The organism is Micromonospora sp. U56 (assembly GCF_018070095.1).
Classification (GTDB): Bacteria; Actinomycetota; Actinomycetes; order Mycobacteriales; family Micromonosporaceae; genus Micromonospora; species Micromonospora purpureochromogenes.
On sequence record NZ_JAGPYL010000035.1, the window covers coordinates 20,477 to 33,554 of the forward strand.

15 protein-coding genes are annotated in these 13,078 nt (G+C 72.7%); 6 read left to right on the forward strand and 9 right to left on the reverse strand.

From position 1 onward, the window contains the following. Positions 1–75 precede the first annotated feature (75 nt). Positions 76–813 (forward strand): hypothetical protein, encoded by a 738-nt coding sequence (locus tag KBX37_RS14570; protein ID WP_210776433.1) that lies wholly within the window; start codon positions 76–78, stop codon positions 811–813. Here the strand turns inward: KBX37_RS14570 and KBX37_RS14575 are convergent. From KBX37_RS14575 to ligD (KBX37_RS14595), 5 genes are all read right to left on the reverse strand, one after another. Continuing rightward, complete coding sequence (locus tag KBX37_RS14575; protein WP_210776434.1) at positions 731–1,897, reverse strand: hypothetical protein; 1,167 nt, start codon at positions 1,895–1,897, stop codon at positions 731–733. The two genes, KBX37_RS14570 and KBX37_RS14575, sit on opposite strands and share 83 nt — an antisense overlap. Before the next feature lie 103 nt (positions 1,898–2,000). Next, on the reverse strand, positions 2,001–2,894 hold the full coding sequence (locus KBX37_RS14580; protein WP_210776435.1) for a hypothetical protein: 894 nt from the start codon (positions 2,892–2,894) through the stop codon (positions 2,001–2,003). Positions 2,895–2,900: 6 nt separating this feature from the next. Then, positions 2,901–3,419 (reverse strand): SigE family RNA polymerase sigma factor, encoded by a 519-nt coding sequence (locus tag KBX37_RS14585; RefSeq protein ID WP_307849076.1) that lies wholly within the window; start codon positions 3,417–3,419, stop codon positions 2,901–2,903. 64 nt (positions 3,420–3,483) lie between these two features. Beyond that, positions 3,484–4,395 carry a non-homologous end-joining DNA ligase gene (gene ligD / locus KBX37_RS14590; RefSeq protein WP_210776436.1) on the reverse strand — a complete coding sequence of 304 codons (912 nt, stop codon included), beginning with the start codon at positions 4,393–4,395 and terminating at the stop codon, positions 3,484–3,486. Beyond that, on the reverse strand, positions 4,385–5,326 hold the full coding sequence (ligD, locus tag KBX37_RS14595; protein ID WP_210776437.1) for a non-homologous end-joining DNA ligase: 942 nt from the start codon (positions 5,324–5,326) through the stop codon (positions 4,385–4,387). The genes ligD (KBX37_RS14590) and ligD (KBX37_RS14595) overlap by 11 nt, the downstream gene beginning before the upstream one ends. Positions 5,327–5,412: 86 nt before the next feature. On the opposite strand from ligD (KBX37_RS14595), the gene KBX37_RS14600 reads away from it, so the two are divergent. Further along, on the forward strand, positions 5,413–6,432 hold the full coding sequence (locus KBX37_RS14600) for a Ku protein (protein WP_210776438.1): 1,020 nt from the start codon (positions 5,413–5,415) through the stop codon (positions 6,430–6,432). A gap of 51 nt (positions 6,433–6,483) precedes the next feature. On the opposite strand, the gene KBX37_RS14605 is transcribed toward KBX37_RS14600, so the two are convergent. After that, positions 6,484–6,876: a PPOX class F420-dependent oxidoreductase gene (locus tag KBX37_RS14605; protein WP_210776439.1), complete on the reverse strand. Its 393-nt coding sequence runs from the start codon at positions 6,874–6,876 to the stop codon at positions 6,484–6,486. Positions 6,877–7,058: 182 nt separating this feature from the next. Here KBX37_RS14605 and KBX37_RS14610 point away from each other — a divergent pair, with 182 nt between their 5' ends. From KBX37_RS14610 to KBX37_RS14620, 3 genes are all read left to right on the forward strand, one after another. Beyond that, on the forward strand, positions 7,059–7,697 hold the full coding sequence (locus KBX37_RS14610) for an FKBP-type peptidyl-prolyl cis-trans isomerase (RefSeq protein ID WP_307849077.1): 639 nt from the start codon (positions 7,059–7,061) through the stop codon (positions 7,695–7,697). Between the two features lie 143 nt (positions 7,698–7,840). Further along, positions 7,841–8,665 carry a hypothetical protein gene (locus KBX37_RS14615; RefSeq protein WP_210776466.1) on the forward strand — a complete coding sequence of 275 codons (825 nt, stop codon included), beginning with the start codon at positions 7,841–7,843 and terminating at the stop codon, positions 8,663–8,665. Between the two features lie 37 nt (positions 8,666–8,702). Then, a complete protein-coding gene (locus KBX37_RS14620; protein ID WP_210776441.1) occupies positions 8,703–9,359 on the forward strand; it encodes an HAD family phosphatase in 657 nt (218 codons plus the stop codon). Positions 9,360–9,387: 28 nt separating this feature from the next. Here the strand turns inward: KBX37_RS14620 and KBX37_RS14625 are convergent, their stop codons facing one another. Continuing rightward, positions 9,388–9,561, reverse strand: a complete 174-nt coding sequence (locus KBX37_RS14625; protein WP_210776442.1) for a hypothetical protein — start codon at positions 9,559–9,561, stop codon at positions 9,388–9,390. Positions 9,562–9,652: 91 nt separating this feature from the next. Between KBX37_RS14625 and KBX37_RS14630 the strand changes: the two genes are divergently transcribed. Beyond that, a complete protein-coding gene (locus KBX37_RS14630) occupies positions 9,653–10,666 on the forward strand; it encodes an NADPH:quinone reductase (protein ID WP_210776443.1) in 1,014 nt (337 codons plus the stop codon). Between the two features lie 4 nt (positions 10,667–10,670). On the opposite strand, the gene KBX37_RS14635 is transcribed toward KBX37_RS14630, so the two are convergent. Both KBX37_RS14635 and KBX37_RS14640 read right to left on the reverse strand, forming a co-directional pair. Beyond that, a complete protein-coding gene (locus KBX37_RS14635) occupies positions 10,671–11,081 on the reverse strand; it encodes a DUF1801 domain-containing protein (protein ID WP_210776444.1) in 411 nt (136 codons plus the stop codon). Positions 11,082–11,352: 271 nt separating this feature from the next. Continuing rightward, positions 11,353–12,987: a fatty acid--CoA ligase gene (locus tag KBX37_RS14640; RefSeq protein ID WP_210776467.1), complete on the reverse strand. Its 1,635-nt coding sequence runs from the start codon at positions 12,985–12,987 to the stop codon at positions 11,353–11,355. Positions 12,988–13,078: the final 91 nt, after the last annotated feature.

The following is a 13,078-nucleotide window of genomic DNA, read 5'->3' on the forward strand; positions in this document are numbered from 1 at the left end:
ACGTCGACGACCCCGGCCGCCACGCCGGGCCGACTACACTCGCGGCCACATCCGGCTCGGGAATGGGGCAGTCGAATGGGCGAACTGTTGTCGACAGTCGTGCAGATCGTCAGCTCGTATTTCACCAGGATGCTGGACCGGCGGGCGGTGTCCCGGGACGCGAAGGTAGCTGCCGAACTGATGGCCGTCGTCCTGGCCCTCCAGGAGGTGTGCCTCACCGGACACCGGATCCTCGCCCTTGCCGGCACGATCGTCTCGGGCACCGCGCGACCCGACGACCTGACCGAGTTCGCCGCCACGCTCCGCCGGCAGTCCACCCTGGTGGACCAGCTCAGAGATCGGATCGAGACCGCGCGCCCCCTGCTCGCCACCGTCGAGGTGGAGTTCGCCCTCAGCGTGGCGCCGTTCCTCGACGCGAAGTCGGGGCTGCTGACCCGCTGGCAGCAGCAGGCGGCGACGAGTCAGTTCTCCACCACCACGCTGCTCTTCCTGCCCGCCGAGAGCGTCACCCGGGCCGTGGCGGCGAGCCGGCCCCGCCCCGACGCCACCTCGCTCGACCTTGACCGGACGGATTTCGTGCTGGTGGTGGCCGACGAGGTGCGCAGCGTGCGCCGGCACGAGGTACGGGACATCCGCACGGCCACCGAGGTCGAGCGCGACCGGGTGCTGCGGGACATCGAACAGGCCCGCGCCGGGCTGGAGACCGCGACGGCGCTCTGCGCCCAGTTGCTCACGGCGACTCGGGAGACCGTCGGGCCGGAGGCGTTCGCCGAGTTGCGGCGGAACCTGGCGGGTCGGGAGCTTCGCCGCTGAGCCCGCCCGACCGGCCCAGCTCCGGGTCCCGGGGATAGCCGCCGTACCGGGCCAGCGCGTACGAGCCGACGCCCGTGGCCAGGAGGCTGAGCGAGGCCATGCCGAGTTCCCGGCTGAGTTCCTCCGCGTTGAACATGAGTCGTTGGAACAGCCCGCTGCCCCGTGCCTGGTCGGTGAGCCGGATCTCGTCGAGCGACGCGCGCCGCTCCGGGAAGGAGAACCGCAGTCCGAGCAGGGCGTGCAGGGTGCCGGCCGGCGCGATCCGCAGGTCGACGGCGCAGCCACCGTCGGGGTAGAGCGAGACCTCGAACCGCGCGTCCGGCAGACCCGCCGAGATCAGCTCGCGGAACCGGCGCGGCGGGATCGGCACCCAGCGCCGCCACGACGCGATGAACTCCTCGTCCGCCCGGGCCACCGTCAACATCGGCTCCAGCGCCGTCAGGTCGGCGATGGTCATGGCGTCGATCTCGGCCCGGAGGTCCCGCGCCGGGGGTGGCGCCGGGTGGAGCAGTCGTACCCCGCCGGCTTCCACCAACAGCCCGTCCCAGTCCGGGTCGGGTCGGAACCGCCCGAGGCAGAAGTCGTCGCCGAGAGCGGCGGCGAGGTGCTGCCACCAGGCCGCCGCGCGTACCGGCCGCAGCCCGAACCGCATGGCGCCCACGATGAAGCAGCGGTGCAGCACGAGGGTGGCACTGAGGGCATCCACGTCGACCATCGGGCCGTCCAGGGCGCGCGCCGCGCCGACGGCGTCGCGTTCCATCTCCGTGTACGCGACGAGCGGCGGCGCGTTCGTGATCCGTACCGGGATGGCGCTGTCGAGCTGGGAGGCGGGATCGACCGGCGCCCACACCACGTCGTCGTTCAGGACGATCAGTGGCAGCAGCGCGTCGTCCTGCCGCACCACCAGTTCCAGGGCCGGATCTCCGCGCGGGGAGAAGATCTGCCGGGCCCGGAGCACCGAGTCGGGGTGCAGCCGTACGCCGTCGTCGATGGCCGGCACGACCACCTGCACCTCGGCGTCGATCGTCCGGACCCGGAGCGCCGGCAGGGTGCGCAGGGCACCTGCGAGTTCATCGCTGTCCATGAGTGACTGTAGCTGAGCATCGACGCGCGAGGATGCCACGAAGGCGAGCGCTGCCCGCGGCCGTCGGGCCGCGGGCAGCTCGTTGCCGGCGGGGGGCCAGGGGCTACCTCTTGATCTTGACGACGTCCGCCGGGCGCTTCACCTTCACCGCGACGCCGTAGTCGAACAGTTCGAGCGTCATGGTGGACGTCCCCTTGTCGAGCCGGCCCTTCGCCGTCGATTGCCAGGCCACGGTGAGCACCACCTTCGCGATCCGACCGTCGCGATCCAGCGTGACGTCACCGGTTGCGCTGGTCGACCCCAGCTTGTCCGTCACGGTGTACGTGAAGTGCGGGCTGCCGTCCGGGTTCTCGGTGATGGTGGCGTTCGCGCTCTTCAACGCCGTGAACAGGGCCGCCGGGTCGGGCGACACGGCACCCAGGACGCCGCTACCGCCGTCGTAGAGGGACAGCCGGTCATACTTGCCCGGGTACTGGCCGTAGCGGCCGTACGTCTCACCCGGGCCCTCCTTGTCAGCCGGCAGCTTGCCCAGCGGCCGCTCCCCGCCCTCGTACCGGGTGCCGTTGATAAGCAACTCGGTCATGACCGAATCGTCCTTTGGGCAACGGACGTACCCGGTGGCGGTCCTCGGGTCGAACGCGCCCTCGTACGTCAGCCCCCCACCCGGCCCGTCATCGGTCAGCCGCATCCGGTAGCTGATGTTCTGGCTGGCGGTGACGGCCGAGACCAGCTCCATCGCCGGCGACACCGCCGCCGGCTGCGACGACTGCCCGGCGGTGACGCTGGGACGCCCCGACGTCGGCGTCGTCGTCACGGTCGCCACGGTGGCGAGGCCGACCGCCAGCAGCGCACACGTCGCGCTGACCATGGTGGCCGTCCGGCGCCGGCGGGCCCGCCGACCGCGGTCGAGGAGCACCCCCACCGGGGGTACGGAGTCGGACTCACCGTCGACGATGTCGTGCAGTCGGTGGGCGAGCCGCTCATCAAGGTTGTTCATGCCTGGTCACCTGCTCACTGGGTAGGAGGGTTCATCGAGGAAGTGGCGAAGCTTGTCCAGCGCCCGAGCGTTCTGGCTCTTCACGGTCCCCACCGAGCAGCCCAGCAGCTGAGCCACCTCGCGCTCGGGCAGGTCCTCGTAGTGGCGGAGCACCACGACCGCACGCTGCTTCGCCGGCAGCGACATCAGCGCCCGACGCAGCACGACGGCATCCGGGCCGACGTCGCCGCCGGGGGTGGCCCGGTCGGGGACATCCGCGACGAGGCTCTCCCGGCGACGACGTCGCCAGATCGAGGTCTGGTTGTTGACCAGGGTGCGACGCAGGTAGGCGTGCGGGTCGTCGAGCCGGGACAGCCGCCGCCACCGCTCGTACACCTTGACCAGGCTGTCCTGGAGCAGTTCCTCGGCCCGCCACCGGTCGCCGGCCAGCAGCATGGCCAGCCGGATGTGCCGCTGCCAGGCCACCTCGACGAATGCGACGTACGACCGGTCCGTCGGGGACAGTGTCGTTGTTTGGTCGGTCACGCCCCTACCACGTGGCGGGGCCGCAGAAGGTTGGCTGGGACGGCGGACGTTTTCGGCGACGGCGTCAGCTCGGCAGCTCCGGGCCGCCCTCCAGCAACGGCGCGAGCAGGTCACCCTGCTTCTCCACCCGCTTGAGCACCTCGGTCGCCGTGTACGGCTTCGTCGCCGGCCGCTTCCCGGCCGCCCCGGCCTCGACCTCGTCCCACGTCAGCGGCGTCGACGCCGACGGCACCGACTGGGCCCGCAGCGAGTACGGCGCCACCGTCGTCTTCGCCGCGTTGTTCTGGCTCCAGTCGATGAAGACCTTCCCCGGCCGCAGGTTCTTCGCCATCTTCGACACGATCAGCTTGGGCTGCGCCCGCTCCAACTCCTGCGCGACCCGCCGGGCATACGCCGACACCGCGTCGGCATCCTGCGTCCCCGCGATCGGGCAGCAGAGCTGCATGCCCTTCTTCCCCGACGTCTTCGGATACGACTCGATGCCATCGTCAGCCAGCCGGTCGCGCATCAGCAGCGCCACCTGGCAGCACTGGCGTAGCGCCGCCGGCGCGCCCGGGTCCAGGTCGACGACCATCATGTCCGGGTGCTCGCCGACCTTCCACTGCGGCGTGTGCAGCTCCAGCGCGGCGAGGTTGGCCAGCCAGACCAGGGTGGGCAGGTCGTCGGCGACCACGTAGTCGATGGTCTCCCGGCCCTTGCTCGACCCGGGCGCGGGCAGCGTCTCGGTGCGTACCCAGTCGGGGGTCGCGGCCGGGGCGTTCTTCTCGAAGAACGAGCCGCCGGTGACCCCGTTGGGGAAGCGGATCCGGGTCAGCGCGCGGTCGGCCAGGTGCGGCAGCAGCACCGGGGCGATCCGGGTGTAGTAGTCGATCACCTCGCCCTTGGTGAACCCGGCCTCGGGATAGAGCACCTTGTCCAGGTTGGACAGCTCCAGCGTGCGCCCCTCGACCTCCACCCGGAACCGCTCAGCCGGCATCGTCGACCTCCTCCGGTGGCTTGTCCGGCCGCAGCCGCAGCACCCGGGGGAACCGCAGCCGCCCGTCGGGCGTGCGCTGGCCGTACTTGACCTCCACCACGACCCGGGGTGTTACCCAGATCGCGCCCCGGGCATCCTCGCGTGGCACGTCACCGGAGAACGGCGACGCCGCCGCGCGCAGCGGCTCCAGTTCGCGCAGCAGCTCCCGCTCCAGCGCCGCGCCGATCCCGCCGCCGACCCGACCCCGGTAGATGAGCCGCCCGTCCGGCCCGGGCACCCCCACCAGCAGCCCGCCGATCTTCCGCGCGCCGGGCCGCCAGCCGCCGATCACGAAGTCGCCGGTCACCTCCAGCTTGACCTTGAGCCAGTCGGGTGAGCGCACGCCGGCCCGGTAGACCGAGTCGACCCGCTTGGCCATCACCCCCTCCAGCCCGTGCTCGCCGGCCGCCTCGTAGGTGGCCGCGCCGTCGGCGAAGGCCGGGGGCACCGCCCACCGGGCCGCGCCGAGCCCGAGCGCCTCCAGGGAGGCCCGCCGCTGACGATAGGAGCGCCCGGTCAGGTCCTCGCCGCCCAACCGGAGCAGGTCGAAGATCATGTACGTCACCGGGGCCGCCGCCGCGAGCCGGGCCGCCTTCGCCGAGTCCCGGACGTGCATCCGCTCGGCCAGCGCGGTGAACGACGGCTGCCCGGTCTGGTTGAGCAGCACCACCTCGCCGTCGAGCAGCGCGTCGTCGACCTGCTCGGCCAGGGTGATCAGCTCGGGGTACGCGGCGGTGATCTCCACGCCGCTGCGGGCGTACATGCGCTGCCGGCCGCCGGTGATGTCGGCCAGCGCCCGGACCCCGTCCCACTTGAACTCGTACGCCCAGCCGTCATCCACCGGGAGCGGCCCGGTCATCGCGAGCATCGGCTTCAGCGGCGCGCCGGGCACCTTTCGATGGTAGTTGCGCAGCGAAGAGCGTGCGCCCCGTTCGATCGTTTGGGATCCTTGGGCAGAACCGGGGAGAGGAGCGCGGCATGCGGGCGATCTGGAAGGGGGCCGTGTCCTTCGGGCTGGTGTCGATCGGCGTGAAGCTCTACTCGGCCACCGAGGAGAAGGACATCCGCTTCCACCAGGTGCACCGGGCCGACGGCGGCCGGATCCGCTACAAGCGCACCTGCCAGGTCTGCGGCGAGGAGGTCACCTACGACGACATCGCCAAGGGCTACGACCTCGGCGGCGGCGAACTGGTGATCCTGACCGACGAGGACTTCGCGGAACTGCCGCTGACCAGCTCGCGCGCGATCGACGTGCTGGAGTTCGTCCCCGCCGAGCAGGTCGACCCGATCCTCTACAACAAGGCGTACTTCCTGGAGCCGGAGGGCTCGGCGACCAAGCCGTACGTGCTGCTGCGGGACGCGCTCGCCGACTCCGAGCGGGTGGCGATCGTCAAGGTGGCGCTGCGCCAGCGCGAACAGCTCGCCACCCTGCGGGTCCGCGAGGGCGTGCTGCTGCTCAACACGATGCTCTGGCCGGACGAGGTGCGTACCCCCGACTTCGGCTTCCTCGACGAGGACCTGAAGGTCCGTCCCCCGGAGCTGGCGATGGCCAGCTCGCTGATCGACTCGATGGCCGGCACGTTCGAGCCGGACGCCTTCACCGACGACTACCGGGCGGCGTTGCAGGAGGTCATCGACGCCAAGGTCGAGGGGCGCGAGGTGGTGCAGCCGGAGGAGGTGGAGGCCGCGCCGGCTGCCGCGGTGGACCTGATGGCGGCGCTGAAGGCCTCGGTCGAGCGGGCCCGGTCCGCCAGGGGCGAGCAGCCGGCCGCTGGCGCGGGTGAGCCGACGCCGATCTCGTCGGCCCGTTCGGCGCAGAAGGCGGCGAAGGCGGCGAAGAAGGCGGCCCCGGCGAAGAAGGCGGCGGAGAAGAAGGCCGCCGCCAAGAAGGCGGAGCCGGCGAAGAAGGCCGCCAAGAAGACCGCGGAGAAGAAGGCCGCCAAGGCGCCGGCGAAGAAGGCGGCGGAGAAGAAGGCCGCGCCCCGCAAGACCGCCTGAGCGTCGGGCCGGGGGCCTCCGCCGTCGTACGCCGGAGACCCCCGCCGACGGTCAGCCGCGGCCGAGCTTCTGGGTGGGGGTGATCCGGACGATCACCCGCTGCTCGCCCGGCTGCCGGAACGGGTAGGTGTCCTGCCCGAGGTACTTCTTCGCCATCCGGTCGATGTGCTCGTCGGCACCCTCGGTGACCAGCTCGGCGGTCCCCTTCACCCAGAGGGTGCGGAAGTCGTCGGCCTTGTCCGCCACCGAGACCGCCACCACCGGGTTGCGCTCGATGTTGATGGACTTCTGCCGCCCCAGGGCGGTGTTGAAAAGGATGTGCTCGCCGTCGGTGTCCACCCACACCGGGGTGACGTGCGGGGTGCCGTCGGCCTCGACGGTGGCCACGTGGGCCAGCTGGGGCTCAGCGAGCAGGGCCAGGTCTTCGTCGGTGAGGATCGCCATGGTCCAGAACCTACCGCCGGACGCGCCCCGGCACCCGGACGAACCGGGATGACGGGGAAATGCGGGACGGTAGGTGGGAGAGCGGGCGGGCGACGGGACACCGGCGGCATCGATCCAGGTACCGTGTGCGCTGGCCGCGGGTCGTCGGGCCGGTCCACCCACACCAGCAGGGAGTCGAGGACGTGAGCGAGCGTACGCAGAACCGGTCGGCGGGCCAGGGCCCGGAGTCGAAGGCGCAGCGGCGGCTGGCCGCCCAGCTTGCGGCGCAGAAGGCCGCCGAGGCGAAGAAGCGCCGGCAGGCCTGGCTGGGGGCGCTCGCCGGCCTCGCGGTGATCGCGGTGATCGTCGGGGTGTTCGTGGTGACCCGGGGCGGTGACGAGGACCCGAAGCCGGCCGCGTCGCCCGCCGGCTGCCCGGGCGGCTTCCCGACCCTGCCCGACGGCGCCGACCGGGCGCTCTGCACCAAGCCGCCGGCCGGCAAGGGCGAGGGCGAACTCAGCGGCCTGAAGGCCACCCCGCTGATCCGGGGCACCGGCGCCGCCGCCCAGAGCGGCCAGCAGATCACCGTGAACTACGTCGGGGTGTCGTACCGGACGGGCGAGGAGTTCGACGCCTCCTGGAAGCGCTCGGAGCCGTTCTCCTTCATGCTCGGCCAGGGCAACGTGATCCCGGGCTGGGACCAGGGCCTGCAGGGGCAGACCGTGGGCAGCCGGGTGCAGCTGGACATCCCGGCCGACCTCGCGTACGGCGACAAGCCGCAGCGCCCGGGCGCGCCGTCCGGCCCGCTGCGCTTCGTCGTCGACGTGCTGGCGGTGCAGTAGCCCACAGAGGTCTTCCCGGCTGTCACCTACGCGCAGTAGGTTCGGGGTCACCGTGGGCGGTCCGCACCGCCTCGCGGTGACCCCTCACCATCGTGGAGGTACGCGTGCCGGCGCTGGACGATCCCGGGCGGACCGCCCGGCTCATGTGGACGCACTTCGAACCCGTCCACGCGGTCACCTACTTCCATCCGCGCGCCCGCGCCGCGTACGAGGCGGTCGGGCTGCGCGGCTACTGGCGGGGCTACTTCGCCGGCCGGGCCGCCCCGCTGGGGCCCACCGAGGCGGCCCCGGTGATCGCCGCGTTCTTCAACTTCGCCCCGCCGATGGTGAGCCGGGCGCTGCCGGCGGTCTGGCGGCTGGCCACCCCGCAGGAGGCGCTGCGGGCCCGGCTGACCGGCGCCGTGCAGGCACTCGCCGAGCTGACCTACGAGCTGCCCGAGTCCCACCTGGTCGAGGCCGCCGACCTGCTGGAGGAGGCGGCCGCGGCGGTGGAGCCCGCCGGCCGGGTGCTGGGCGCGGCCAACGCCGCCCTGCCGCGCGGTGAGTATCCGCTGGCCCGGCTCTGGCAGGCGGCCACCACACTGCGCGAACACCGGGGTGACGGGCACGTCGCCGCCCTGGTCGCCGCCGACCTCGATCCGGTGGAGACGCTGGCCTGGCGGGTCGCGGTGGACATGCCCCTGCAGAACCTGCTCGGTCGGGGCTGGTCCGAGGAGCAGTGGCAGGCGGCGCGGGGCCGGTTGGCCGAGCGCGGCTGGCTCGGCCCGGACGGCGAGCCGACCGACGTCGGGCGGGCCCGGTTCCAGGCGATCGAGGACGCCACCGACCTCGCCGCCGCCCGCCCCTGGCGGGTGCTCGGGGCGGACCGCACCGACCGTCTCCGCGAACTGCTCGAGCCGATGGCCCGCGCCTGCCACACGGTGATCCCGGAGAACAGCCCGATCGGCCTGCCCGCCCTGCAGAGCTGACGCCCCCGCCCCGGCCCCGGTCGGGGAGGATGGGCGGGTGACGGTGGATGCGGTGGTGTTCGACCTCGACGGCGTGATCGTGGACTCCGAGCCGGTCTGGGAGGAGGTCCGGCGGGCGTACGTAGCTGCGCACGGCGGCACCTGGCAGCCGGACACCCAGCGCCGGCTGATGGGGATGAGCACCGGCGAGTGGGCCGACCACCTCAGCGGCGAGCTGGGCGTCGACCGCGACGCCGGGCAGGTCGCCACCGAGGTGGTCGAGGAGATGACCCGGCGGTACGCGCGGCACGTACCCCTGATCGGCGACGCCGACCGGGTCGTGCGCGGGGTGGCCGCGCGGTGGCCGCTGGGGTTGGCCAGCTCGTCGCCGACCCGGCTGATCGCCGCGGCGCTGGCCGCCATGGACCTGACCGACGCCTTCCGGGTGACGCTCTCCACCGAGGAGACCGCGCGGGGCAAGCCCGCGCCGGACGTCTACCTGGCCGTCGCCGACCGGCTCGGCGTCGACCCGGCCCGCTGCGTCGCGGTGGAGGACTCCTCCAACGGGGTACGCTCCGCGGCCGCCGCCGGCATGCGGGTGGTGGCGATCCCGCACGGGTCGTACCCGCTGGACCCGGACGCGGCGGCCCTCGCCGCCGTGGTGCTGGCGTCGGTGCACGACCTCACTCCGGACCTGGTGGCCGGGCTCAGCTGACCCGCCTCCGCCGGCGGAGCAACCGGCCTCAGATCCGGCGGCTGCGGCTGGACCGGGGCAGGAACGGGGTGTCGCGGCGGGCGCCGGCCGGGACTGGACCCGGTTCGCCGGTCGCCTCCACCGGTGCCGCGCACCCGGCGTCGGTCGGACCGGCCACGCCACCGAGCGTCACGGGTGGCGTCGCCTCTGGTACGTCCCGCATGACCCCTCCTCCACCGGCTACCCGGTGATACGGACGGCGGGCCCGGCGGGATCGGCGAAGATGGGGACGCGACTGTCGGAGGGAGACGGGGATGAAGGCGATCGTCTACGAGGAGACCGGCGACCCCTCGGTGCTGAAGCTGGTGGACCGGCCGGTGCCGGAACCCGGGCGCGGCGAGGTGCTGGTCCGGGTGGCCGTCTCCGGGGTGAACCCGACCGACTGGAAGGGTCGCCGGCAGTGGCCGCTGCCGGCCGGCTGGCAGACCCCCGGCCAGGACGGCGCCGGGGTCGTCGAGGCGGTCGGCGAGGGCGTCGACCAGATCCTGATCGGCAAGCGGGTGTGGCTCTGGGAGGCCGCCTGGCAGCGCCCCTGGGGCACCGCCGCCGAGTACACCGTGGTCCCGGTCCGCCACGCGGTGAGCCTCGGCTCCGCCGACTTCGACCTGGGCGCCTGCCTCGGCATCCCGTTCCTCACCGCGCACCGCTGCCTGACCGTCGGCGAGTACATGCCGACCAAGCTGCACGCCGGTGCGCTCAGCGACCACGTGGTGCTGGTGCAGGGCGGCGCGGGCGCGGTGGGCAACGCCGCGATCCAGCTCGCGCGCTGGGCGGACGCCTGCGTGATCACCACCGTCAGCAGCCCGGAGAAGGCGCAGTTGGCGGCGGCGGCCGGCGCGTCCTTCGTGATCAACTACCGGGAACAGGACGTGGTCGAGGAGGTCCGCAAGATCGCCCCTGACGGGGTGCACACGATCGTCGAGGTCTCCGCCGCCCGCAACGCCGCCACTGACGTACAGGTGCTCCGCCCCGGCGGCGCGGTCTGCGTGTACGCCGACGACGGGGGCGCCGAGGTCACCCTGCCGATCCGGCCGCTCATGGTGCCCAACGCCCGCTGGCAGTTCGTGCTGGTCTACACCGAGCCGGCGGCGGCCAAGGCGCGGGCGGTCAGGGACGTGGCCGCGGCGGTGGCCCAGGGCGGCGTACGGGCGGGCGGGGAGGTCGGCCTGCCCCTGCATTACTACCCGCTGGCCGACGCGGCAGCCGCACACCAGGCGGTGGAGGATTCGGTGGTCGGCAAGGTGCTGATCACTACCAGCGCGCAGTGACGCCTCACTCGGCGCGGGCCTGGGCGGCGGAGGCGCGGACCAGCTCGGTCAGCACGTCGAGGTCGACGTCGGCGAGCCGCTTGACGTAGAGGCAGCCCTTGCCGGCGGTGTGCCGGCCCAGCCGGGCCATCAGCTGCTCCTTCTCGGGGAATTCCTCGCCGAGGTAGAGGGTGGTGGCCGCCTTGCGGGGCGAGAATCCGACCAGGAACCAGTCCAGCTCGCGACCGCTGGCGTAGCGCAGGTGCCGCTGCCCGAAGCCGACGATGGCGTCCCCCCACATGGTCGGCGGCTCGCCGGTGACCTGCCGCATCAGGTCGCGGACGGCGATGGCGTCGCGGCGGCGGGTCTCGTCCGGCACGGCGGCGAGGAAGTCGTCCACGCTGGCGGTGGTCGGGGCGGTCTTCAGGGTTGCCATGACGTCTCCGGACTCGACGGAGGCCGGCCCGGGGGCGGCCGGTTCAGCCCGAGCCTACGAGCCGGCACCGACACCGAGCACTGTGAGCTGGGCGGATTTCCTCGTCAGCGGGACAGAGGCGAACATGTTTCGCAAGAATGACTGTTGCGGGTCGCCCCGCAGAAAAGCGGGCGGCCCCGGCGCGGTGCGAACGCCGGGGCCGCCCCTGGGGAGGGATGCTCTTCAGGAGTTTGCGTCCCTGCCCCTTACGGCGACGAGCCGCGGGAAAACGTTACGGCCCGGTCAGTTCCCGCACCTCCAGCCCGCCGTCGGCGTAGCGGGACCGGACCACCTTCTTGTCGAACTTGCCGACGCTCGTCTTCGGCACCGCGTCGATGAACGCCCACCGCTCCGGCAGCTGCCAGTGCGCCACCGACTTCGCCAGGAACGCCCGCAGCTCCTCCGCGGTCACCGAGGCGCCCTCGCGGATCACGACGGTGGCCAGCGGACGCTCGTCCCACCGCTGATCGGGCACCCCCACCACGCAGGCCTCCTGCACGTCGGGGTGGGCCATCAGCGCGTTCTCCAGCTCCACCGAGGAGATCCACTCCCCGCCCGACTTGATCACGTCCTTGGCCCGGTCGGTGAGGGTGATGTAGCCGTCCGGCGAGAGAGTGCCCACGTCACCGGTACGCAGCCAGCCGTCGCGGAACTTCTCCTCGTCCGGGGTGTCGTCGCCGACGTACCGGGCGGTCACCCACGGGCCCCGGACCTCCAGCTCGCCGACGGACGTCCCGTCGGCGGGCAGCGGCTCGCCCAGCGGGCCGACGATCCGCGCGGCCACCCCGGCCGGTACCCGGCCCTGCGTGTAGCGGTAGCGCCAGGCCTCGTCGCCGCTGGCACCGGCCGGCGGCCGGGACACCGAGCCCAGCGGGGACATCTCGGTCATCCCCCAGGCGTGGATGACCTCGATGCCGTGCCGCTCGGCGAACGCGTGCATCAGCGCGGGCGGACAGGCCGAACCGCCGACGATCACCTCCGTCAGCGAGGAGGTGTCCACGTCATGATTGTCCAGGTAGGACAGCAGGTCGTTCCAGATGGTCGGCACCGCGCCGGCCAGGGTGGGCCGCTCGGCGGCGATCATCTCGGCGATCGGCGCGGCCTGGAGGAACCGGTCCGGCATGATCAGCGACGCGCCGGAGAGGAAGGCCGCGTACGGCAGGCCCCACGACATCGCGTGGAACATCGGCACGATGGCCAGCTCCCGGTCGACCGGACCGAGGCCGAAGCCCTCCGGCATGCAGACCTGCAACGAGTGCAGGTAGATCGAGCGGTGCGAGTAGGCCACGCCCTTGGGGTTGCCGGTGGTGCCGGAGGTGTAGCAGAGGGCGGCGGCGTCCCGCTCGTCGACCTCGGGCCACCGGTAGCTGTCGGGGCGGCCGGCCAGCAGTTCGTCCCAGTGGTGCACGGTGATCCGGTCGCCGGCCGCCGCGACCAGCGGGGCGGGGTCGCCGCCGCCGACCACCACCACGTGTCGCACCGTGGTCATCTCGCCGAGCACCCGGGCCAGCAGCGGGATCAGCGTCGAGTCGACCAGCACCACCCGGTCCTCGGCGTGGTTGGCGATGTAGGCGACCTGGTCCGGGAAGAGCCGGATGTTCAGGGTGTGCAGCACCGCGCCCATGCTGGGCACCGCGAAGTACGCCACCAGGTGCTCGTTGTTGTTCCACATGAAGGTGGCGACCCGTTCGTCGCCGGTCACCCCGCACTCGTCGCGCAGGGCGTGGGCCAGCCGGGCGGCGGCGCGGCCGACCTCGGCGTACGTCATCCGGCGGGGCTCGGCGCCGGTCCACGTGACGACCTCGGCCGTGCCGTGCACGGTGGAGCCGTGTTCGAGGATCCGGGCGACCTGGAGGGGGGCGTCCATCATCGTGCTACGCATGGGTAACAAGCTAGTGTTGCCGGTCACAGGTTGGGAACCCCCGGAACGCCGGAGGCACCCCCGGGAAGCTGCGTAA

Excerpts from the sequence above, each read along its gene's own strand:
- KBX37_RS14570 (WP_210776433.1), top strand. The coding sequence starts at position 76 with ATGGGCGAACTGTTGTCGACAGTCGTGCAGATCGTCAGCTCGTATTTC.
- KBX37_RS14575 (WP_210776434.1), bottom strand. The coding sequence starts at position 1,897 with ATGGACAGCGATGAACTCGCAGGTGCCCTGCGCACCCTGCCGGCGCTC.
- KBX37_RS14580 (WP_210776435.1), bottom strand. The coding sequence starts at position 2,894 with ATGAACAACCTTGATGAGCGGCTCGCCCACCGACTGCACGACATCGTC.
- ligD (WP_210776436.1), bottom strand. The coding sequence starts at position 4,395 with ATGCCGGCTGAGCGGTTCCGGGTGGAGGTCGAGGGGCGCACGCTGGAG.
- KBX37_RS14600 (WP_210776438.1), top strand. The coding sequence starts at position 5,413 with ATGCGGGCGATCTGGAAGGGGGCCGTGTCCTTCGGGCTGGTGTCGATC.
- KBX37_RS14605 (WP_210776439.1), bottom strand. The coding sequence starts at position 6,876 with ATGGCGATCCTCACCGACGAAGACCTGGCCCTGCTCGCTGAGCCCCAG.
- KBX37_RS14615 (WP_210776466.1), top strand. The coding sequence starts at position 7,841 with ATGTGGACGCACTTCGAACCCGTCCACGCGGTCACCTACTTCCATCCG.
- KBX37_RS14625 (WP_210776442.1), bottom strand. The coding sequence starts at position 9,561 with ATGCGGGACGTACCAGAGGCGACGCCACCCGTGACGCTCGGTGGCGTG.
- KBX37_RS14630 (WP_210776443.1), top strand. The coding sequence starts at position 9,653 with ATGAAGGCGATCGTCTACGAGGAGACCGGCGACCCCTCGGTGCTGAAG.
- KBX37_RS14635 (WP_210776444.1), bottom strand. The coding sequence starts at position 11,081 with ATGGCAACCCTGAAGACCGCCCCGACCACCGCCAGCGTGGACGACTTC.
- KBX37_RS14640 (WP_210776467.1), bottom strand. The coding sequence starts at position 12,987 with ATGGACGCCCCCCTCCAGGTCGCCCGGATCCTCGAACACGGCTCCACC.